The sequence below is a fragment of the Aeribacillus sp. FSL K6-8210 genome (assembly GCF_037963925.1).
GTDB lineage: Bacteria > Bacillota > Bacilli > Bacillales > Aeribacillaceae > Aeribacillus > Aeribacillus composti.
Genome location: NZ_CP150172.1, coordinates 2,446,930 through 2,469,097, shown reverse-complemented (window position 1 = coordinate 2,469,097; position 22,168 = coordinate 2,446,930). Strand labels below are relative to the sequence as shown.

At 38.9% G+C, this 22,168-nt stretch carries 24 protein-coding genes and 1 other RNA gene; 21 read left to right on the top strand and 4 right to left on the bottom strand.

The features are described from left to right. Positions 1-174 precede the first annotated feature (174 nt). The 10 genes from panB to NSQ41_RS11775 all read left to right on the top strand — a co-directional run bounded on the left by panB (position 175) and on the right by NSQ41_RS11775 (position 7,845). Positions 175-1,008, top strand: coding sequence for a 3-methyl-2-oxobutanoate hydroxymethyltransferase (panB, locus tag NSQ41_RS11820; RefSeq protein WP_063388554.1), 834 nt, complete (start codon positions 175-177; stop codon positions 1,006-1,008). Then, positions 1,005-1,853 (top strand): pantoate--beta-alanine ligase, encoded by an 849-nt coding sequence (panC, locus tag NSQ41_RS11815; RefSeq protein WP_066251888.1) that lies wholly within the window; start codon positions 1,005-1,007, stop codon positions 1,851-1,853. Before panB ends, panC begins: the two co-directional genes overlap by 4 nt. Before the next feature lie 14 nt (positions 1,854-1,867). Next, positions 1,868-2,251 carry an aspartate 1-decarboxylase gene (gene panD, locus NSQ41_RS11810; RefSeq protein ID WP_339210006.1) on the top strand — a complete coding sequence of 128 codons (384 nt, stop codon included), beginning with the start codon at positions 1,868-1,870 and terminating at the stop codon, positions 2,249-2,251. Between the two features lie 278 nt (positions 2,252-2,529). Beyond that, positions 2,530-2,700 carry a YpmA family protein gene (locus tag NSQ41_RS11805; RefSeq protein WP_065095534.1) on the top strand — a complete coding sequence of 57 codons (171 nt, stop codon included), beginning with the start codon at positions 2,530-2,532 and terminating at the stop codon, positions 2,698-2,700. Between the two features lie 12 nt (positions 2,701-2,712). Then, positions 2,713-3,216: a DUF5590 domain-containing protein gene (locus NSQ41_RS11800; RefSeq protein WP_063388550.1), complete on the top strand. Its 504-nt coding sequence runs from the start codon at positions 2,713-2,715 to the stop codon at positions 3,214-3,216. An 18-nt stretch (positions 3,217-3,234) separates the two neighbouring features. Beyond that, positions 3,235-4,419 (top strand): pyridoxal phosphate-dependent aminotransferase, encoded by a 1,185-nt coding sequence (locus NSQ41_RS11795; RefSeq protein ID WP_066251883.1) that lies wholly within the window; start codon positions 3,235-3,237, stop codon positions 4,417-4,419. A 125-nt stretch (positions 4,420-4,544) separates the two neighbouring features. Next, positions 4,545-5,837 carry an asparagine--tRNA ligase gene (gene asnS, locus NSQ41_RS11790; RefSeq protein ID WP_130156204.1) on the top strand — a complete coding sequence of 431 codons (1,293 nt, stop codon included), beginning with the start codon at positions 4,545-4,547 and terminating at the stop codon, positions 5,835-5,837. A 104-nt stretch (positions 5,838-5,941) separates the two neighbouring features. Then, positions 5,942-6,634, top strand: coding sequence for a DnaD domain-containing protein (locus NSQ41_RS11785; protein WP_063388653.1), 693 nt, complete (start codon positions 5,942-5,944; stop codon positions 6,632-6,634). 41 nt (positions 6,635-6,675) lie between these two features. After that, positions 6,676-7,326 carry an endonuclease III gene (gene nth, locus NSQ41_RS11780; protein ID WP_063388548.1) on the top strand — a complete coding sequence of 217 codons (651 nt, stop codon included), beginning with the start codon at positions 6,676-6,678 and terminating at the stop codon, positions 7,324-7,326. Positions 7,327-7,329: 3 nt separating this feature from the next. Continuing rightward, on the top strand, positions 7,330-7,845 hold the full coding sequence (locus NSQ41_RS11775; protein ID WP_133309192.1) for a YpoC family protein: 516 nt from the start codon (positions 7,330-7,332) through the stop codon (positions 7,843-7,845). Between the two features lie 111 nt (positions 7,846-7,956). On the opposite strand, the gene NSQ41_RS11770 is transcribed toward NSQ41_RS11775, so the two are convergent. Beyond that, positions 7,957-10,584 carry a PBP1A family penicillin-binding protein gene (locus NSQ41_RS11770; RefSeq protein ID WP_339210003.1) on the bottom strand — a complete coding sequence of 876 codons (2,628 nt, stop codon included), beginning with the start codon at positions 10,582-10,584 and terminating at the stop codon, positions 7,957-7,959. A 40-nt stretch (positions 10,585-10,624) separates the two neighbouring features. Continuing rightward, positions 10,625-11,221, bottom strand: a complete 597-nt coding sequence (gene recU, locus NSQ41_RS11765) for a Holliday junction resolvase RecU (RefSeq protein ID WP_327863925.1) — start codon at positions 11,219-11,221, stop codon at positions 10,625-10,627. A 106-nt stretch (positions 11,222-11,327) separates the two neighbouring features. On the opposite strand from recU, the gene NSQ41_RS11760 reads away from it, so the two are divergent. The 3 genes from NSQ41_RS11760 (at position 11,328) to NSQ41_RS11750 (ending at position 13,228) form a co-directional block, all read left to right on the top strand. Then, the gene (locus NSQ41_RS11760; protein WP_063388544.1) at positions 11,328-12,272 is read left to right on the top strand and encodes a DUF2515 family protein; all 945 of its coding nucleotides are present in this window, start codon (positions 11,328-11,330) and stop codon (positions 12,270-12,272) included. 312 nt (positions 12,273-12,584) lie between these two features. Then, entirely contained in the window at positions 12,585-12,812 is a 228-nt protein-coding gene (locus NSQ41_RS11755) for a hypothetical protein (protein ID WP_066251875.1), read from the top strand. Positions 12,813-12,862: 50 nt separating this feature from the next. Continuing rightward, on the top strand, positions 12,863-13,228 hold the full coding sequence (locus tag NSQ41_RS11750) for a YppE family protein (RefSeq protein WP_063388542.1): 366 nt from the start codon (positions 12,863-12,865) through the stop codon (positions 13,226-13,228). 244 nt (positions 13,229-13,472) lie between these two features. Here the strand turns inward: NSQ41_RS11750 and yppF are convergent, their stop codons facing one another. After that, a complete protein-coding gene (yppF, locus tag NSQ41_RS11745; protein WP_063388541.1) occupies positions 13,473-13,658 on the bottom strand; it encodes a YppF family protein in 186 nt (61 codons plus the stop codon). A 159-nt stretch (positions 13,659-13,817) separates the two neighbouring features. On the opposite strand from yppF, the gene NSQ41_RS11740 reads away from it, so the two are divergent. Continuing rightward, positions 13,818-14,132 carry a YppG family protein gene (locus tag NSQ41_RS11740; RefSeq protein WP_063388540.1) on the top strand — a complete coding sequence of 105 codons (315 nt, stop codon included), beginning with the start codon at positions 13,818-13,820 and terminating at the stop codon, positions 14,130-14,132. Between the two features lie 736 nt (positions 14,133-14,868). Here the strand turns inward: NSQ41_RS11740 and NSQ41_RS11735 are convergent. After that, positions 14,869-15,336 (bottom strand): Hsp20 family protein, encoded by a 468-nt coding sequence (locus NSQ41_RS11735; RefSeq protein WP_066251868.1) that lies wholly within the window; start codon positions 15,334-15,336, stop codon positions 14,869-14,871. Between the two features lie 147 nt (positions 15,337-15,483). On the opposite strand from NSQ41_RS11735, the gene NSQ41_RS11730 reads away from it, so the two are divergent. From NSQ41_RS11730 to NSQ41_RS11700, 7 genes are all read left to right on the top strand, one after another. Continuing rightward, positions 15,484-17,766: a DEAD/DEAH box helicase gene (locus NSQ41_RS11730; protein ID WP_339210001.1), complete on the top strand. Its 2,283-nt coding sequence runs from the start codon at positions 15,484-15,486 to the stop codon at positions 17,764-17,766. Next, on the top strand, positions 17,757-19,016 hold the full coding sequence (locus NSQ41_RS11725) for a ribonuclease H-like domain-containing protein (RefSeq protein WP_339209999.1): 1,260 nt from the start codon (positions 17,757-17,759) through the stop codon (positions 19,014-19,016). The genes NSQ41_RS11730 and NSQ41_RS11725 overlap by 10 nt, the downstream gene beginning before the upstream one ends. Before the next feature lie 360 nt (positions 19,017-19,376). Continuing rightward, positions 19,377-19,604: a CotD family spore coat protein gene (locus NSQ41_RS11720; protein WP_063388536.1), complete on the top strand. Its 228-nt coding sequence runs from the start codon at positions 19,377-19,379 to the stop codon at positions 19,602-19,604. A gap of 187 nt (positions 19,605-19,791) precedes the next feature. Continuing rightward, entirely contained in the window at positions 19,792-20,091 is a 300-nt protein-coding gene (gene gpsB, locus NSQ41_RS11715) for a cell division regulator GpsB (protein WP_063388535.1), read from the top strand. A 65-nt stretch (positions 20,092-20,156) separates the two neighbouring features. After that, positions 20,157-20,532, top strand: an RNA gene (gene rnpB / locus NSQ41_RS11710) — RNase P RNA component class B. Positions 20,533-20,608: 76 nt separating this feature from the next. Beyond that, positions 20,609-21,754, top strand: a complete 1,146-nt coding sequence (locus NSQ41_RS11705) for a class I SAM-dependent RNA methyltransferase (protein ID WP_339209996.1) — start codon at positions 20,609-20,611, stop codon at positions 21,752-21,754. Positions 21,755-21,812: 58 nt separating this feature from the next. Further along, positions 21,813-21,986: a hypothetical protein gene (locus tag NSQ41_RS11700; protein WP_157728005.1), complete on the top strand. Its 174-nt coding sequence runs from the start codon at positions 21,813-21,815 to the stop codon at positions 21,984-21,986. Positions 21,987-22,168: the final 182 nt, after the last annotated feature.

Below are 22,168 nucleotides of genomic sequence, written 5' to 3'. Positions count from 1 at the left end.
TTTCATGTTGTCATTATTAAAAGATTGATTCTGCCTTGATCCAAAAGGACTGGGACAGAGGGATGAAGAAGCCGATAATAAGGAAATGGTAAAAATCCTTCTTTCTCAGTGAAAGAAGGTTTTTTTGATCGGTTCGTTCTTACCCTCTGCAACTACAAAAGAGGGGGAGTTTTTATGAAAACAAAGCTGGATTTTATTCAAATGAAACAAAAGCAAGAGCCAATCGTGATGATGACGGCGTACGATTATCCGTCCGCTAAGCTTGCTGAACAGGCAAATGTTGATATGATCCTTGTCGGCGATTCGCTTGGAATGGTCGTTTTAGGGTATGATTCAACCGTACCTGTAACGGTGGAAGATATGATTCACCACACGAAGGCTGTAAAACGCGGAGCAAAAAATACATTTGTTGTGACGGATATGCCCTTTATGTCGTATCATATTTCGACAGAAGACACGCTGCAAAATGCAAAGAAAATGGTGCAGCAAAGCGGGGCAGATGCCTTAAAGGTGGAAGGGCCTGTTTTTGACGTCATATCTCTGTTAACAAATGCCGGCATTCCTGTTGTTGCCCACCTCGGACTGACTCCTCAGTCAGTAGGTGTATTAGGCGGATATAAAGTACAAGGAAAAGAAGCGAAAAGTGCAGAAAAGCTGCTGCTAGATGCGAAAAAATGCGAACAGGCTGGCGCGATTGCCATTGTATTGGAATGCATCCCGTTTCAGCTGGCGGAAAAAATAACAAAAGAGCTGTCCATTCCAACCATCGGCATCGGCGCAGGAAAATATACAGATGGACAAGTGTTAGTGTTTCATGATTTGATTGGATTTGGAGTGGAAAGAGTGCCGAAGTTTGTTAAACAATATGCAAATGTAAATGAAAGCATTGTAAAAGCGATTGAAGCTTATAAAGATGAAGTGAAAAATCGGGACTTTCCATCGTTGGATCATTCGTTCCGCATGAATGAAGAGGAACTTGCAAGCTTATATGGAGGAAAAGGAAAATGAAAATCGTCACTACAATAGAGGAAATAAAAAAAGAAATCGATCTCAAGAAAAAAGAAGGAAAAACGATAGGGTTCGTGCCAACGATGGGATATTTGCATGAAGGTCATTTATCATTGGTTGAACGGGCCAAACAGGAAAACGACGTAACGGTGATGAGCGTTTTTGTGAATCCGCTTCAATTTGGACCGAATGAAGACTATCAAACATACCCTCGCGATATCAAACGCGACGAAGAGCTGGCAAGACAAAAAGGGGTTGACCTTTTTTTCGCGCCGACAAAAGAAGAAATGTATCCGGAAGAACCTGCTGTCACAGTAAAAGTGACGAAGCGCGTTGACGTTTTGTGCGGAAAATCAAGACCGGGACATTTTGACGGAGTGGCAACGGTTTTAACAAAGCTGTTTCACATCATAACTCCAGACAGAGCCTATTTCGGATTGAAGGATGCCCAGCAAGTTGCCGTTGTTGCAGCACTTATAAAAGATCTTAATTTCCCAATTGAAATTGTTCCGGTGGAAACGGTTCGTGAAGAGGACGGATTGGCCAAAAGCTCTCGAAACGTACGATTAGACGAACAGGAACGAAAAGAAGCCGTTCATTTATATCAATCGTTATTAATGGCAAAAGAAATGGTTGAGAACAAAGTGCATGATCAAGAAGCCATCATCGAAAAAATGAGAGCGTATATAACGGAAAAGACGAGCGGAGAAATTGATTATATAGATATTTTGACTTATCCTGACTTGAAAAAACCAAACGCACTTACGGGAAAAATTATCGTTGCGATTGCTGTAAAATTTAAGCATGCTAGGCTGATCGATAATATTATTATCGATTTGACCTAAAGGGGGGTTCATACATGTTTCGTATGATAATGAACGGAAAAATTCATCGTGCAAGGGTGACGGAAGCAAATTTGAACTATGTCGGTTCCGTTACGATCGACCAGGATATTTTAGATGCCGTTGGGATTGTCCCGAATGAAAAAGTGCAAATCGTGAATAATAATAATGGCGAACGCTTTGAAACGTATGTGATTCCTGGAAAAAGAGGAAGCGGTGTCATTTGTTTAAACGGTGCGGCTGCCCGGCTTGTTCAGGTCGGTGATGTGGTCATTATCATTTCCTATAAGCTTGTGCATGAAGATCAATTAAAAAACCACCGTCCAACGATAGCCATCATGAATGAAAACAATGAAATCATCGAGTTAATTAAAGAGGAACCGGCGAACACGATTATGTGATAAACAAGGGTCAGGCTCTTAAGCTTTCGATAGGGCTTGACCTATTTTCTATTGCGGACGTAATTGGCCATAACTTTTCTGTACATATAGAAAAAAGAGGAGCGGCGATGGCTCCTCAAAAAATTAGGTGTGGACTAGGAGAAATTTTATTTAGTGTGAGCCGTAAAGCTGTTATAATGGGTACAGATAACAACATATTGCTGTTGTATCTGTATTGTTTCCTGGATGCTTTGTAAGTATGAATTACAAATTTTGTTTTTGTAAAGGAGGAAGCTGACATGGAAAGCAAAATCGAAATTATATCTTCCGTTACGGTTGAGCATTCCGACGATTTGTATAAAATAGTTGATTTGCTAAATCGGACATTAAAAAGAGAACATTTATTATTCGGATTAGCCCTTGACAGCAAAGATCCAAATAAAGCGGTTTTTACTATTTATAGAACATAATCGGTGATCATAATGAAAGGAAAAATTTTTATTTCTTTTATATGCGCTCTTATCTTTTTAGTGGTGACGTTTGCTTTTCTTTATAATAGTGCAAAAGAAGATAAAACAAAAGGACACGAAACAGCTATACAAGCTGCGAAGGAGCATGGCTTTGCATCGATCGATGAAGTCAACACATTTTATAATCGAAATGTTTACTATATCATTCAAGGGAAAAATAAAAAAGGCGAAAAAATTATCGGCTGGATGAAAAAGGGGAACACGGATAAAATTTTAATTAAAAAAGCGAAGGAAGGCTTGAGCAAAGACGACGTACTTCAATTGATTCAAAACATTGACAACAGCAAGCCGAAGAAAATAAAGAAAATCATGCTTGGGTATGATGATACAGATTCGAAAAAATGGGATATACCGGTTTGGGAGGTCCAATATATTGACCAACAAAACCGTTATACATATTTTATTGTTAGCTTTACGGATGACAGAGTTTATAAAATGTACAGCATTAAGCAATAAGAAGGGAGCATTGTAAAAGTGAATTTATCTAAACGCGTATCAACTTTAACACCTTCATCTACACTGGCGATCACTGCAAAAGCAAAAGAATTGAAAGCAGCCGGGCATGATGTGATTGGCCTTGGGGCAGGTGAGCCGGATTTTAACACTCCTGATCATATTTTAGACGCTGCAGAAAAAGCGATGAAAGAAGGGCATACGAAGTATACGCCTTCTGGAGGACTTATATCATTGAAAGAGGCAATTATAGAAAAATTTAAAAAAGACCAGCATTTAGAATATAAACCGTCTGAAATTATTGTTTCAACAGGCGCTAAACACGCTTTATATACATTGTTTCAAGCTATTCTTGACGATGGTGATGAAGTGATCATTCCTTCTCCATACTGGGTAAGCTATCCGGAACAAGTGAAGCTTGCAGGCGGAGCTCCAGTATTTGTAGAGGGAAGGGAAGAAAATCAATTTAAAATTACGCCTGATCAGCTGCAGCAAGCGATCACAAACAAAACAAAAGCGGTTATTATCAATTCTCCGAGCAACCCGACCGGCATGATCTATACGCGGGATGAGTTGAAAGAATTGGCGGAGGTTTGCCTTAGCCATGATCTTATTATCGTTTCCGATGAAATTTATGAAAAATTAGTATACGGAGAAAATGAACATGTGTCCATCGCTGAAATTTCTCCTGAAGTAAAAGAAAAAACAATTATTATTAATGGTGTATCGAAATCCCATTCAATGACAGGATGGAGAATTGGTTATGCGGCGGGCAATGAGCGCATTATTCAAGCTATGACGAACCTAGCGAGCCACAGCACTTCAAATCCGACTTCAATTGCTCAATATGCTGCGATCGCGGCGTATGAGGGACCTCAAGAACCGGTCGAAATAATGAGAAGAGCTTTTGAAGACCGTTTAAATATCATTTACGAAAAACTTGTGCAAATACCTGGTTTCTCGTGCATTAAACCACAAGGAGCATTTTATTTATTTCCAAATGCAAAAGAAGCAGCAGAGATAACAGGTTTTCGTAATGTTGACGAATTTGTCGAGGCGCTCTTGGAAGAGGAAAAGGTAGCGCTAGTACCAGGAAGCGGCTTCGGTGCTCCAGATAATGTAAGATTATCGTATGCGACATCGCTAGAACTTTTAAATAAAGCGATTGAACGTATTGATCGCTTTGTCAACAATCATAAACAGTAAAGATTGTCAATAGCCGGTGGTTCAGCCGGCTTTTTCGCTGGTTTCCTTTATTGAAAAAAAAGGAATAACATATGTATAATAGAAAGCATCGAATAAAAAGGCGGTTTCATATGGAGGGTAAAGCTGTGAAAACAACAATTTCAAATGTTAAAAACCATGTCGGAGAACAAGTAACAATCGGCTGCTGGTTGGCGAATAAGCGATCAAGCGGAAAAATTGCTTTTTTGCAGCTTCGGGATGGAACAGGCTTTATTCAAGGGGTTGTTGAAAAATCGAAGGTGGATGAAGAAATATTTAAAAAAGCAAAACAACTCACACAAGAAAGCTCTTTGTATGTCACAGGAGTTGTGAGAGTGGATGAACGTTCACCTTTTGGATATGAGCTTGGCGTTGAAAATATAGAAATTATTCATGAAGCAAGCGATTATCCGATTACGCCGAAAGAACACGGTACTGAATTTTTAATGGACAATCGCCACCTTTGGCTTCGATCAAAGCGCCAGCACGCCATTATGAAAGTGCGCAACGAACTCATCCGTGCCACTTATGAATTTTTTAATGATCAAGGGTTTGTCAAAGTGGATCCCCCTATTTTGACCGGAAGTGCGCCTGAAGGAACGACGGAATTGTTTCATACGAAATATTTTGATGAAGATGCTTACCTTTCGCAGAGTGGTCAGCTGTATATGGAAGCAGCTGCTATGGCCTTAGGCAAAGTATTTTCATTCGGGCCGACATTCCGGGCTGAAAAATCGAAAACGCGCCGTCATTTAATTGAATTTTGGATGATTGAACCGGAAATGGCGTTTTATCAATTTGAAGACAACTTGCAGCTGCAGGAGCAGTACGTTTCCCATATTGTGCAATCGGTATTAAAAAATTGTTCACTTGAATTGAAAACATTAGAACGTGACATTTCCAAGCTGGAGCAGGTTGTTCCTCCGTTCCCGAAAATAACATACGACGACGCTATCGCGCTGCTGCATAAGAAAGGATTCAACGACATCGCATGGGGGGACGATTTTGGTTCGCCGCATGAAACAGCGATCGCGGAAAGCTTTGATAAACCAGTTTTCATTACACATTATCCGACAAGCTTAAAACCTTTTTATATGCAGCCTGATCCAAATCGACCAGAGGTTGTTCTGTGCGCGGATTTAATCGCTCCTGAAGGGTACGGAGAAATCATCGGCGGATCTGAACGCATCCATGATTATCACTTATTAAAAAAACGTCTTGAAGAGCATCATCTGGACGAAGCAGCTTATAAATGGTATCTTGAGCTGCGGCAATACGGATCCGTACCTCATTCCGGCTTCGGCCTTGGACTTGAACGAACTGTTGCTTGGATATGCGGTGTCGAACATGTTCGTGAAACGATTCCATTTCCGCGTTTATTAAATCGTTTATATCCGTAAACTGCATGAAGCCTCCTATCTTCAGGAGGTTTCGTTTTTCAGCCATGCATTCTGAAGCCATGAATGGCCGCAATCATGGTATACTTATTTTGAGGTGTCGAAATATGAAGAAAAAACAGTTCACCGAATTAGTGGAAGATGGATCACTGACCGTTCCCAATATACTGCTGCGGAATTATGCCGATTTAGGTTTGTCAGAAAAAGAATTTGTTCTCCTTTTGCACGTACATTCCCACATTCAAAAAGGAAATGCTTTTCCAACTCCTACAGAACTTTCCGACCATATGACAATCACAACGGCGGAATGTGTCAAATTGCTTCGGAGTTTAGTTCAGAGAGGTTTTTTAACGATAGAGGAATTTGAGCAAAACGGGATGATTTATGAGAAATATTCTTTAAAACAGCTATGGGAAAAGTTGTATGATGTAGTCGTCATGGACCAAGATCAAGAAAAAGTAGAAAAGGAAAATCAATTATACACCATCTTTGAACAAGAATTTGGACGACCTCTTTCCCCGATTGAGTGCGAAACGTTAGCTTTTTGGATCGACCAAGATCATCATGATCCCGATATTATCATTTCTGCATTAAGGGAAGCGGTGATCTCCGGAAAATTAAATTTTCGATATATTGATCGGATTTTATTTGAATGGAAGAAGAATGGAATCAAAACAATTGAACAAGCTAAAAAGCATTCACAAAAATTTCATGAATTCAATCAAAAACAAAAGCAGTCTACTCAAGGGGAGCAAGAATATAAAAGGAAGGTGCCTTTCTACAACTGGCTGGAAAACTAAAATTTTTTTCCTCGTTCAAGCTGATTGAAAGGTGATGGTACATGCTATCAAAAAAGAAAGTAAAAGAATGCTTAGAGGTTATCGGGAAAATGTTTCCTGATGCTCATTGCGAGCTTGTACACAGCAATCCTTTTGAACTGGTCATTGCTGTCGTTTTGTCTGCTCAATGCACGGATGCGTTAGTCAATAAAGTAACAAAAAATTTGTTTCAAAAATATAAAACACCTGATGATTATTTGTCTGTCCCGTTGGAGGAATTAGAACAAGATATTCGCTCCATCGGTCTTTACCGTAACAAAGCGAAAAATATTCAAAAATTATGCAAAATGTTAATTGAAGAATTTGACCGAAAAGTGCCGGAAACTAGAGAGGAATTAATGAGCCTTCCTGGAGTAGGAAGGAAAACGGCAAACGTTGTTTTATCTGTTGCGTTTGGAAAACCTGCCATCGCCGTCGATACACACGTTGAACGGGTGTCGAAGCGGCTCGGAATTTGCCGTTGGAAGGATTCTGTATTGGAAGTGGAAAAAACATTGATGGAAAAAGTTCCTGAGGACGAATGGGGAATCACCCACCATCGGCTTATTTTTTTTGGAAGGTATCATTGCAAAGCCCAATCACCAAAGTGTCATGAATGTCCTCTTCTTTATTTGTGCAGAGAAGGGGAAAAAAGAATGAAAGGAAAGGCATAAAAAATGCACGATAGGAAGATGTTTCATCTCCCTGAGCAATTTCAAAATACTGCATTTTTTGACGAGGAATCTGTATATTTGCATCCAACTGATTTTTTTTATTATGATCTTCAATATTTGGCTGGAATGGATGATACGAGACCATGGGAGGCGAGCGAGCAATTTTTGCCCAAGCTTTTTAAGCAGTGGAAGGAAATTCAAACCGAGATTCAACGCACGATAACAAAACCGTTTAAAATGGATCGACAAAAAATGATGACAGGGATCTGCCTCTATATCCAACTTCTTTATTGGCTCAATGAAAAGCCGGTTCATTCACTGCAATTAGACGAAATAAAGAAGCTGGATATAGCTCCCGTCAATATTGAAGATCGTCTAACGTTTATTTTAAAAAAGCCTACTCAATATCATGCATATATTCAATTAAATGAACTATTTACAGAAACGGAAAAATTGTTTTATAAACATCAGGCGATCAAAAAAGCAAAACAAAAGGGGGCTTCGAAAAATTCAGGGTAACTGAATTTTTCGAAGCCCTCTCATTTTTTTTATAACAAAAGCCAGTGGAGAAAAACGAGCTGTTTTTCTTCACTGGCTCCATTTAGGAACTTATCGGACAGTCCCTTATTTTCATTGCTGAACAGCAGGCGTTTCGGTTTGTGAATTTCCGTTTCCACCCGTTTGTGAACGATTGAAGTTATTGCCTGGATCTTGAGGAGGAGTAGGTCCGCCGCCTTGATTGCCGTTTTGTGTACTGTCATTTGGCGTCTGCGGCTGTTCAGGATTCTCGTTTTGATTTTCCTCTTCATTTTGCCCGTTATTTTGTTCATTGTCATTTTCGTTCTCCAATTGATCCTCTTCATCTTGTCCTTCATTTTGTTCCTGTTCAGGCGGCGGCGTTAATTCATCTGGTAATTCTTCTTGCTCCTCTTCCTCCACAGAAGGTATTTCGATCATTGCGCTTGCAGGATCGCTTCGCATGCTGTCCCTTACAGCTGTAACGCTGAATTTATATACAGAACCAGGTTTCACATTTGACAAGACATACGATTTGTCTTTTGTAGTCGTTAATACTTTGGAAGCAGCGTTATCGATCGAGGCGCTCACTTCAAATGAAACGTCCGATTCACTGTGATTCCAGCTAAGCTTCACTGCATTCGTTTTTTGATCATAATTGATGGATAGGCCTGACGGTTTGTCCAGCTTTTCATATTTCGTTGAAACTTTTGTCGGCTCTTCGCCTCTTACAAAATATTCGTACGTAATCATATTTTTTGGCGTATATTTGCTTGCAAGCTTCGCCGGATTAGATCCTTTTTCGATTGCCTTTTTCACCACGCTTTTCGGCTGTTTGAAATCGGATGAATCCCCGTCAGATACATGCCGCATTAGCTTTCTAAAGATGTCTCTGGCAATTTGCTGTTCCCTTTTTGTTATATACATTTTCTCTTCATTTTTCTCATATCCAGTCCAAACAGCAGCTGTGTATTTTGGTGTATAGCCGACAAACCAATTGTCTTTTGCTGCACCGCGCTCCGGATGATATTTTGCTTTTTCTTGCTCTGTAAAGTTCGTTGAACCCGTTTTGCCGGCAATATTCAAGCCAGGCACCCGAGCTCTTGTACCGGTTCCTCGTTCTACAACGGTTTTTAACATATCGGTGATCATAAATGCTGTGTAATCGCTCATTGCTTCGACCGGATCTGGTGTTAAATCAGCTTTTGTTCCATCAACAAAAACAACCTTTGTTACGGAATATGGTTCATTGTATATACCGTTGTTGCCAAAGGCGCTGTAAGCCCCCGCCAATTGAAGAGGGGATATGCCGTGTTCAAATCCGCCGATTGCATATGCTTCTGTAATTTTATCGATTTTAATTCCCAATTTCTCGGCAAATGCTTTTGCCCTCGATTCACCAACCTCTTGAAACGCCTTTAATGCTGGGATGTTTCTTGAATCAGCCAATGCTTCTCTGATTGACATCTGCCCTTTATAGCTGCGGTCATAGTTGTTTATTGGTTTTCCGTTTGAATACGTGTACGGCTCATCAACGATTTGGTGATACGTTGACCATTTTAAATGCTCAATGGCAGGGCCGTAATCTAAAATAGGCTTAATGGTTGAACCAGGCTGCCGTTTTAAATCAACAGCATAGTTAAATCCGCCAATCGGTTGGTTTCTCCCGCCGCCGATAGCGCGTATTTCACCTGTTGTCGTGTCGATTAGAGCAATTCCAGCCTGAAAATATTTGCTCGGATAACTGATTTCATCGCCGTTCAATAATTGTTCAACATATTCTTGAGCATCTGTATCGATTGTTGTATAGATTTTTAATCCTGCTGAGCTTGGATCAACGCCAAGCTTTTTTCTTACTTCTTCAATCGCATGTTCAATAAAGGCATGATATTTGTTTTGCTGCTTTTTTGGTTCAACTAATGATTCTGTGATGGATGTTTGTTTAGCTTTTGCCGCTTCCTCTTCACTGATAAATCCGTTTTTAACCATTAAATTTAAGACAACATTGCGGCGCTTTTCCGCCAGATCGGGATTTTTTCTAGGGTTGTATAGATCAGGATTTTTAATCATCCCAGCCAGCATTGCCGCTTCAGACAGCGTGATGTCTTTAAGATCCTTCCCGAAGAAAGCTTCCGTAGCTCTTGCGACGCCGTAATAGTTGCCGGGATAATAAATTCTGTTTAAATACATTTCAAGTATTTCATCTTTTGAATATTTTTGCTCCACTTGCAAGGCAAGCCATGCTTCTTGAGCTTTTCTTTTTAATGTTTTGTCAAGAGATAAAAAGGAAAGCTTGACAAGCTGCTGCGTAATTGTACTTGCACCTTCAGAACCGAATCCTTCTTTAAAGTTGGCAATTGCAGCGCCTCCAATACGAATTGGATCGATTCCGTTATGTTTATAAAATCGAACATCTTCCGTAGCAATAAACGCATCTTTTACAACTTGCGGAATTTCATCGATCTTCACATATGTCCGTTTTTCCGAACCGACCTCACCTATTTCATTTCCGTCCTTGTCATATACTTTTGATGACATATTTCCTTTTAAAAGATCATCATTTAGAGGAGGTGCCGTTGCTGCAAAATAAGCAAATGTCGATGTTCCTCCAATGATGCCTACAAGCCCTAACAAAAGAATGAAAAACACAATTTTTCTTGCGATTCCTTTTTTCTTCGGCTTTTTTTTCTTACTTGCTAAAGCTTTTCGTCTTTCTTCCCTCGATTTATATTGTTGACTCATTATAAATCCAACCTTTCATTTAGAATGAAAAGGGCAGTAGCTAAAAATATAACTTGTCTATTATACTAATATAATCAACTCTTGGGCAATAGCCAAGGGGGATATGGTGACCGCATTCTACAATTTCTTGATGCGAAATCGATTTTCTTCCCCCGTTTTTCTGTCTTTTCCAAAAATGCATCAATTTTTCAGCCTCTAAGAAGTATATTTGATTTAGTTTAGTGAATCGTATAATTAGAAAACATATTCCGTTTTGTTCGAGCACAGCTTTCATATGCTCGAATTGATGATCATGAATATTTTTTAGTGGAAAAGAGCTGTTTTTTGTCTCTTTTGCTTCAAAGTCAATATATTTGCCTTTATAAACTCCGTTGTAGTCGGTTGTTGAAGCCTGTTTAAAATAAGCTTCTTTAATGACTGCTGCGCTCCGTTTCGGATAATCAACCGAAACGATTTGGATCGGAGTCGGTTTTTTATGGATGACAGCTATTCCATTTTCCCTGTAATAAAGATTTGTCTCATTTAAGTCGTCCTCGAGGGTCATCCCTCTATTTGAATATTGTATTTCAACTGGGACTGGATTCGCTACATTTTGTTTAGCTTTCCACAACTTTCCGTTAGGATAACGAATAGCCAAGCGATCTCCTCCTTTTTCCGGCTATTTATATCTTAACAAAAAATGTTAACCTTTTTTCGATGAAATGACTTCATTATACATGATTTAAGTTGAAAGAGGGAATACTATGTCACTACATGATATAATATTACAAACAAAATTAAAAACAGATGACGGAAATGTTGATAATATTTCACGGACGGAACGATATGCAAAGTTTTATAAAAAACATCCGGAAGTAAAATGGGCGTTGCTGGCAAGCATGGTCTCCAGAAACGCCGGCTGGTTTATGACAGATTTAGAAGGTATTCCCCTCAAACAGGCTTTGCCTTATGAAAAACGGCAATGGCTCTTTTTATCAGTTGAAACCGCAAACTGGCTCATTTTTGCTGATGCTTATCCACAGCTTTTACTATATGAATATTCCAAGCGTTACAACAAACCGATGTTTTATTTGCTCGAAGCTTTTCATGTATCCGCCTTTATGATGGAGGAGTGGGAACGCTTTTTCCGCACAAAAGATGAGAAAAGGCTTTTAACCTCCCTTATTATTAATGAGCAGCATGTTATTCAAAAACCGGTTATTGATCATCCATTATTTAAAAAATTTGTCTTTCACAGCTTGCCGTTTATTTTTCAAGATCTATTTCATTTTCGCGTTATACTGTTTCCGACGTTAACAGGAAAATTGTACGGATTTTCCACCCATCAATTCAGCCATGTCAAAAAACGGATTGAATTGGGAAAAAGGCTGGCATGGCTTTTATTTCATCCTCTTTACCATGGACAGTTTCTAAAATTTTCAAATCGTGTAATACATACAGGATCACGGTATGATTATGAAAAATATATGAAAAAAACAACAAAAAGAAAATCCCCATATTTAAGGACGGCTTTTCCGATAATCTCACACGAAATAGACGAAAAAGAAAGAGAATGGTTTCATGGACAGCGGCTCGGAAAGTATTATAAAGATCCAGAGATTCCGAAACGAATTGAATTAACTAACTGGTATGAGAAAAAACAGTCCCAGCTACATTTATTATGCATGATGAAGCAATACTTACAATAATGGTCAGGCAATGAGCCTGACCATTTTTAAGTAGAGGGTCTGTTTGGACCTTCAAGCTTTTTGTCTCCAACTCCTCGCTTTTTTTCTTTTTGACTATCATTTTGAATGGTTTTTTTATCGTTTTTCATCATAACACCTCCCATGTTTATTTTTTCTAACCTGAAAAAATACATGCGCACAATGAAGCGGATTTTTGAATGCTGCAGGGAATTTACACTTTTTTTGCCGAATCACAACTAGTTTTGTCAAACAGGCAGGACTCATATTTAGGAAGAAGAATTTTTTAGCAAAAATAAGAAAAGAGGGATGCTGATGAGTTCGTTTATAGAAAAGCAAGAGGCATTAAAAAAATTGCAGGAAATTGAAAAACAAATTGATCTTTTAGAGCAGCAATTGACGCAAAATATAGATAAAGAAATTCATCGGACAAAACAAGCCGTTTCAAACTTTATAGAAAATGGAGAAGAAAAGATGAATAAATTTGAGAAAATGTGTGCAGAAAGGAAATTCGTGCGGAGCTTGAGAAAAAAGGTAGTATAAAATTTGGTAAAACAAAAAAAATTTGCTATGATGAATCTGAGGTGAGAACCTTGGATGAAGAACAAGTCCGGAAAATCACGGAGCAATTGCTTCAAGTGATCCAAAAAAGTGCTCAACGCTTCGAGAGAACCAAGAAGGAAGGACTGGAATACGATTTTTTTGCCGAAATTAAACCGAGTGTTGACAAGATTTTGCCAATATTGGATGAATGGGAAATTGTTGCGAAAAAATGGATCAATAAGTACCATCCTAGATACCTGCATTCGCAACAAATTGATACGGCAAAAGAGCATATTGAAAACATTGTGATCCAATCTTTTTTTCAAGATACAAGCAAGGTGAGATTTAAAAATATAAAAGAATCTGCTGAATACACATTAAGAAGCATGATCCGTGAAATGGAAAAAAATGAATGAAAAAGGGGAAGCGGAGAAGCGAGCAGTTTCTCCGCTTTATTATGTGTGAAATATATAGACACAATCTATTGGGCTTTCGATTTACGCAAAACCTTACTTCGTTTGAAGAAATCTTGGGGTTAAAAGATTCTATCTAAAAAATATCCGTTCTTTTTTGTCAATCTATGCTATTGAACTGCCGTAAACGGGACTATTCGTAAGCGGCAAAAAGAGGCCGGAGAAAATTCTCCCGCCTCTGCTTGATTTAAAGGATGTATTCAGGTGTAACGGCTCCTTGCTGTTCTAGCGTTTTGACAATATTTCGAAAGTCTTTGATGCTGATGTTTTCATAAAGATACAATCTGCGAGCAAAGTCCAGCAATTCATTTGCACATTCTGCTTCGTATTGCTTCTCCATTTTAAATCTTTCCCTCAATGTTTGAACCGTCATAAAACATCCCCCCCTAACACTTATATTAATATGTTACCATCTCTTTTGTAATTATCAATTTTAAAAAAAATAAAAACTTCCGACACTATTTGACATCTCACCCTTTAAAAGGCAAAAACATATTTTATGATTAGTTAAGTTTTTATTGGAGGGATCAAAATGTATCATGATCATGTTTATGATTGGTTAAGACCTGTTTCTTACGATCAATATTTCATGATGAATCAACATGTTGTTCCTTATTTCCAATCTCCATATTATCAGCCTTTTATGAATCCGTATCCTCAGCCTTATCCAAGCACGCTGCCTATGATGATGCCAAAAGGGTCAAATCCTTCATTGCTTTCTTCATTTAAAAAAGCGGACGGACAGATGGATTTTAACAAAATGATCGATACAGCAGGACAAGTTGTTCAAACGATGAATCAAATGAGCTCCCTTTTAAAAGGAGTCACGCAAATTTTTAAAGCTTGATGCTGAATAATGAGCTTTGAAACGATGTAAGGCGCTAGGGATGCCGTTCGCCGCAAGTCAAGGCTGTTTATGCTTTGTTGGATATACGAAAAAATCCTTTTTATACCAAAAACCTATTTTTGGAAAAAGAATATTTCCAATCGGGAACAACAGGCTGATGACATGATTGCCCGGGGAATGATGAGTTCCGATCACAAAACAGACAATTTCAGGATGCAATAGGAAAAATGGGGCTGCAAGATAAGTCCCTAAAAGGAAGCAAGCAGAGAGAAACAACGCGTTTCTCTCCACTTGCTTTTATATTTTTCGATTTTTATCTGAAAGTAGCTGGCGGATGCCGGCTATTTCAGGAAGTGTGAGCTAATGAGAAAACAATACCTCATCTTGCATCGTCTCCACCATTTTGTCTATGACACGTGCCACGTGATGTTCTGGTATGAGCAATTCAATATCGAAAATTACTTGAACTTGACGGTTGTCATATAGTTTGAAAGTAGGAGGGAATGTTAATTTCTTTTGTCAGGAGTATTTTCTTCTTTTACATCTAGTGAAAGTGCTGTTTCCGTAGTAATCATTTGATTGGTTCATAAAAAATCGTCCTTTCTGTAATGTTGGGTCCCAACTACATTTTATTTAGAAAGGACGATTTTTTTTGCTTTTTTAAAAGTGGAAAAATGAGGGACTCCAAAAGTCCGTTACCCTGACTTTTTGGACAACCTCTTTGATTAGAAGCATATTAGTCAATATTTATTTTTGTTTTTTTGGAAGGGATCACAATTTTCAGCTTTTCATTTTGAAACGATGCTTTAATACGTTGTACATCTAAGTAGGCTGGCAAATAAAAGGATTTCGCAAATTTGCCATGAGACTTGAACATTTGCGTCATCTGTTTTTCATCATTTGTTTGTTCAATATGTTGATCTTGCTGAATGGAAATCGTTAATACATGATCATACGATTCGATGCGTATTTGCTCTTTTTTCACTCCTGGAAGCTTTCCCTCTAACACCCATTCTTGATCGGTTTCATGAGTGTCAAAATGAAAAAAGGGAAGGGACATTGCGGCATCAAACAAATCATGAAACGGTTTTAATAGCGATTGAATGTAGGCAGGATCGAAAAATTGTGAAAACCTGCCTGGAAGCGGATCTAGTTGGGAAAACACGGGCAAAAATTCATCATGTTCCTTTTTGTCTTTTTTCATCTTGCTCTCTCACTCCCTTTCTTTTTTTCACATTTATATGCAAAAGAGTTTCGAAAAGTTTATACGAAAGCTTCCAATGAAAACATGCTTTATTTACGAACGTTTATTCGTTAGAATAGATGTAGTGAATTTGAGGAGGAATGGGTTATGCTTGGGCGGAAACCTTTTGAAAAAGTCATCCATGATTTTAGACATGACGAGCGTTTTCGGGATCAGATTGTATATTGGCACACAATACCTGAAAAAGAAGCAATCACAGTTCCTTTTCCAGAAGATATGGATAACCGATTGAAGGAAATGTTGAAGAAAAAAGGAATTGAACAATTATACAGTCATCAAAAAGAAGCGTTTGAATTAGCGTTAAATCATCACAACATTGTCGCTGTAACCCCGACAGCGTCGGGAAAAACGTTGTGCTACAATTTGCCTGTTTTAAACGCAATATTAAAAAACAATAACACGAGAGCATTATATCTTTTTCCGACAAAGGCGCTAGCTCAGGATCAAAAAAGCGAACTGAATGAATGGATTGAAGGAATAAAAACGGAGATAAATTGCTATACATACGATGGAGATACTTCTCCAACGATCCGTCAAAAGATTCGAAAAGCTGGTCATATTGTTATGACAAATCCTGATATGCTGCATTCAGGCATTTTACCGCATCATACGAAATGGGTGTCGCTTTTTGAAAACTTAAAATATGTCGTCATCGATGAATTGCATACATATCGCGGAGTATTTGGAAGCCATGTTGCGAATGTAATCAGAAGGCTGAAGAGAATTTGCCGATTTTACGGAAGCGACGTTCAATTTATATGTACGTCGGCAACGATTGCAAATCCGTTGGAATTTGCTGAAACATTGATTGGAGAGAAAGCGGTTCTTATTGATCGAAACGGAGCCCCAAGAAGCAAAAAACATTTCATCTTTTACAATCCGCCTGTTGTTAACAAGCCTCTCAATATCCGCAGAAGCGCCATGATTGATGTAAAAGAGATTGCGGAAGAATTTTTAAAAAACGACATTCAAACGATTGTGTTTGCTAGAAGCCGGACAAGGGTTGAAATTATTTTAACGTATCTTCAAGAGATGACGAAAAAGGAATTGGGATCGAAAACGATACGCGGATATCGCGGAGGTTATTTGCCGAAGCAGCGAAGGGAAATTGAAAAAGGCCTTAGAGAGGGAAAAATTAAAGGTGTCGTCAGCACCAATGCTTTGGAGCTAGGGGTTGATATCGGTCAGCTGCAGGTTTGCATTATGACAGGATACCCCGGATCGATTGCCAGCGCGTGGCAGCAATCAGGCCGGGCGGGCAGAAGGGAAGAGGAGGCAGCAATTATTCTCGTCGGAGGATCGAGTCCATTAGATCAATATATTTTAAAGCATCCAGAATATTTGTTTGAAAAAAATCCGGAAAGTGCGATCATTCATCCAGATAACTTAATTATTCTCGTAGATCATATAAAATGTGCGGCGTTTGAGCTTCCATTTCAGTCAGGTGAAACGTTAGACGGGGTGGAGGTTGACGATATACTTGATTTTTTGAAAGAGGAAGGCGTTCTTTACGAAAACGGAGGCAGATGGTATTGGATGAGCGATTCGTTTCCTGCACATGGGATCAGCTTGCGTTCTGCTTCTCAAGAAAATGTCGTAATTATTGACACTACAAATGGCGCAAATGTCATCGGGGAAATGGACCGATTCAGCGCCATGACGATGCTTCATGAAGAAGCGATCTATTTGCATGAAGGAAGGCAATTTCAGGTTGAAAAGCTCGATTGGGAAGAAAAAAAAGCATATGTTTCTGAAGTCAATGTTGACTATTTTACGGATGCGAACCTAGCTGTTCAGTTGAAGGTGCTTGAGGTGGATCAGGAAAAGGAAAGCAAAAGCATGGAGATTGGATTTGGAGATGTCATGGTGCTTGCCCAACCGACGATATTTAAAAAAATCAAATTTGGCACACATGAGAACATTGGTTCTGGTCCTATTCATCTGCCGGAGGAAGAGCTTCATACAACAGGTGCTTGGATTAGCTTTCAAAATGACGTTTTTTCTGTTTTATCGGAACAACAAATGGAAAAAGCTTTAGTCGGCATCAGCCATGCTTTAAAATATGTGAGTGCTCTTGCAGCAATGTGCGATCCAAACGATCTTGACGTTGTATTTCAAGTGAAATCCATTCACAACGGAAAACCGACCATCTATTTGTATGACCGATATCCAGGTGGAGTCGGGCTGGCGAAGAAAGTATTTGATGAGTTTGAATGCTTGCTTGAAAGAACGGAAGAAATGGTAACAAACTGCAAATGCGATGATGGCTGCCCTTCCTGCATCGGTCTTGATGGAGAATCGAGCGGAAGAAAGGAAGCGGTGCTTCGGCTGCTTCAATATATAAAGAAAGGACAGATTCTATGTCCATAAAACAAAAATTAAACAGATTAAAAAATCATATCGTTCATGAAGATGTATTGAAAAAGGAACAGGATATAGAGATTCCATATTTAAAACGCTGGGAAAGCGTTGGAGTCAAGCCGTTTTTCTTTGATGGCCAATATATTCTCATCCGTGAAGTAGAATATCCGCTCAATTATCGCCATGGATTGTATGAATTGAGCGAAGTAATTGATGTTGTAGATTACTGGAATGACTATGAAATGGAGCATCCGCTGTCAGCAAAAGGGCATAAACCTTATGAACTTTTCTTTTTCGATACGGAAACGACTGGTTTAAAGGGCGGAGCAGGCAATATGATCTTTTTACTTGGATTTGCGCGGATATTATTCGATAAAGTGGTGATCAAACAGCTTTTTTTGCCTGCTCCTGGCCATGAGGTTGCTTTATATCAACGGTTTTTAAGTGAAGTAAATATAAAAACATTAGTCACATACAATGGAAAAGCATTTGATTGGCCTCAAGTGAAAACGAGGCATACTCTCATTCGCAATATGGTGCCGCAATTGCCTGAGTACGGCCATTTTGATTTATATCATGCAGCTAGACGTCTCTGGAAAAATAGATTGGAGTCGGTAAAATTATCAAATGTTGAAAAAGATATTTTGCAAGTGAACCGAAAGGAAGATACTCCCGGCTATTTAGCGCCGATCCTTTACCATCATTTTTTGAAAGATCCAAATCCTGATAGTGTGATCGGAATTTTTCAGCATAATGAGATGGATATTCTCTCCTTAATTTCACTTTATATTCATTTGTCAAAAAAGCTTTTATTTCCCGATGACAACCATGATGATAAAGAACTGTTTGAAATGGCAAGATGGTTTCAAGCTCAAGGAAATGAAAAGCTTGCTTATTTTTCATATGCGAAAATAAACGAGCAGTCAAGCAGCCTTCACCTCAAGGCAAAATTTGAAATGGCAATGCTGGCAAAACGAAACGGACGTTTGGATGAGGCAGTGAAACTATGGAGCGAAATTAAAAAACATGGACAAGGCTTTTTGAAAATAAAAGCTTTAGTCGAACTGGCCAAATTTTATGAACATTATGAAAAAAATATTGATGCTGCATATATAGACACAAACGAAGCGATTCAAATTTTGAAACAGCTGGAAAGAATGGGAGTATCCAAACATTCAACACAAAAAGAAGAGCTGCTGAAAAGAAAATGGAGGCTGGAAACGAAAAAAAATAAGTTGGAAGATTTGGAAGAAAGATGAAACAATTACTCGATCACAACCGTCTAATATAAGGATTTGTTAAAAGGAATAGATGCCGGCAGCAACATATTTTGGTATTATATACGAGTAAAAACGGCATCGCCTATTAGATGCTTTTTCTGTCAAATATAAAAAAAGAGAAAGATTGATTAGCAAGACCTTCCATCGAACAAGAAGGTCTTTCTCTTTCAAAATTTTATTATAGTGCCTTAATCAATCGGTTATGAAGGAAATGCCTATACATGATAAATATCGCGCCTGCTTTTTTTTTTGAAAATAGGTATTTGAATTAGTACATGTACACTTTTATATTCATAGGCTAGTATTGTAAAAATAATAAATAGGAAGGAGTTATATAATATGAAATGCAGACCGAACGTTCTTCAGCCGATTGTTCATCCGACGAAATGCTGCGTCAATCATACACATTCAACAACAATCGTTCCTCATATCCATCCAATTCATACAACAAATGTTAATCATCAAATGTATCAACATTTGCATTATTTCCCGCATACTCAATCTGCGGTAAATAACGTGTCACATCAACATTTTCAGTGCATGGGACCTGGTCCGTTTCCGAGATAATCTTTGAGAAGGGGCTGAGTAACCAGCTCCTTCCGTTTATAATCATTATTTTTAAACCTCTGAAGGCTTCATTTTTTCCTATAATAGGATGGAGACATGTTATTACCATAAAGAATAAATTGACATTAATCAGGAAGTTTGAAAAAATATAGCCTAGGAGGACTTCTGACGATTGAGGTGAACCGAGTTGATTTCAGATAAAATTAGATTAACGGCGAAAGAAATTTTGGAAAAAGAGTTTAAAACTTCGATGCGCGGTTATAAACAAGAAGAAGTTGATAAATTTTTAGATATTATCATTAAAGATTACGAAACGTTTTACCAGGAGATTGAACAGTTGCGGCAGGAAAATATGCGGCTGAAAAAGCAGCTCGAAGAAGCATCGAAAAAACAACCGACGATGCAGGCGAATACAACGAACTTTGACATTTTGAAGCGTTTATCGAATTTAGAAAAACATGTATTTGGAAGCAAATTATATGAGTAATGTTCATGGATGCCACTTGAATTTTTTATTCATTTTCACTATACTACATAATGCGGTTTAGCATAACGTTCGGGTAATCGCTGCAACGGATCATCCGTTGTAGAGGAAAGTCCATGCTCGCACGGTGCTGAGATGCCCGTAGTGTTCGTGCCTAGCGAAACCATAAGCTAGGGCAGCCTTTTCGGCTGACGGCGGGGAACGTGCCTAAGCTATTGATTAGTATGGCACTATTACCCTGAAAGTGCCACAGTGACGTAGTCTTGCGAGAAATCGCAAGAGTGGAACGCGGTAAACCCCACGAGCGAGAAACCCAAATGATGGTAGGGGCACCTTCTCTGAGGAAATGAACGAGGAGAAGGACAGAAGGGCTAAAACCCTTCTGTAGATAGATGATTACCACCCATGTACAAGCTGCATGGGGACAAAACATGGCTTACAGAACGTTATGGAATAAACCGCAATTTTTCGTGCTCTCCATTTGGAGAGCTTTTATTTTCTTAAAAAGACAGGTGAAAAAATGAGCAAACGGTTTACATTGATTGCAACAGCTGCAATGGGAATTGAAGCGATTGTTGCATCAGAAGTGCGCAATCTAGGATATACATGCAAAGTGGAAAACGGAAAAGTAACGTTTGAAGGCGATGAACTGGCGATTTGCCGAGCGAATTTATGGCTTAGAACGGCTGATCGAGTGAAATTAAAAGTGGCTGAATTTCCGGCGACGACATTTGAAGAACTGTTTGAAAAAACGAAAGCCATTGATTGGGCGGAATTTTTGCCTGAAAACGCTCAATTTCCTGTCATCGGAAAATCGGTGAAATCAAAACTGGCAAGTGTTTCTGACTGCCAGAAAATTGTGAAAAAAGCAATAGTTGAAAAATTGAAGCAGCAGTACCGAAAAACGAGCGATTGGTTAGAAGAGACAGGGGCGGTTTACAAGATTGAGATCTCTTTACATAAAGACATTGCTACACTGACCATTGATACGAGCGGAGACGGCCTCCATAAACGAGGATACCGCGCTCGAAAAGGAAATGCCCCTTTAAAAGAAACGCTCGCCGCTGCACTTATTTTGCTAACGAATTGGACTCCTGACAGATCTTTCTTTGATCCATTTTGTGGTTCAGGTACGATTCCGATTGAAGCGGCGTTAATTGGGCAAAATATCGCGCCCGGCTTCAATAGAGATTTTATTTCAGAGCAATGGGACTGGATCGGCAAGGATGTATGGAGAAGGGCAAGAGAAGAAGCAGAGGATTTAGCTAAATATGATGTTCGCCTCGACTGCATCGGGACGGACATTGATCATAGAATGATTGAGATTTCAAAAGAAAATGCCATGGAGGCCGGGCTTTCGGATGTCATTACTTTTAAACAAATGCAAGTTAAAGATTTACGTACAGTGAAGGAATTTGGGGTAATAGTCGGGAATCCACCGTATGGTGAGCGACTCGGAGAACGAGAAGAAGTGGAGCAATTATATCAGGAAATGGGGAAAACATTCTCGCTGTTAGATACTTGGTCGATTTACATTTTGACTAGCAATAAAAACTTTGAACAGTTTTACGGAAAAAAGGCGACAAAAAAACGGAAACTTTTTAACGGGTTTATCGAAACGCACTATTATCAGTATTGGGGACCTAAACCGCCCAAAAGAGCATAAATAATACCAGCCCTGCATAAATTAAAATGGATAAAATTTATACGGGGTTGGTTGATTTATGACAAAGGAAGAATATGCGATTATTTCTCGCGCATTAAAGAATACGTATACTGCGTTGGTAGAAAGAGGTTCAACAGAAAAAGCGCTCAGTCAAATCTTTGAAGCGGAAGGGCAATTGAAAAAGGCTATTTTTCACGGATCTCTTTCCGTTCGAGAGAAACGGCTTCCCTGAAAATGGGAAGTTTTTTCTGTTTTTAAATGATTTCGTTTCAACCGAGTCAATCGCTTATGCTTCAAACCTTACCGCTCGCTTCCTGCATAAGCGAGGTTGACATGATTCTAATTGAATCGCGCGCTGCCAGAAAAGATATTGACGTTAAGCGTAATAAGTGAAATAATTTTACTCTATGAATA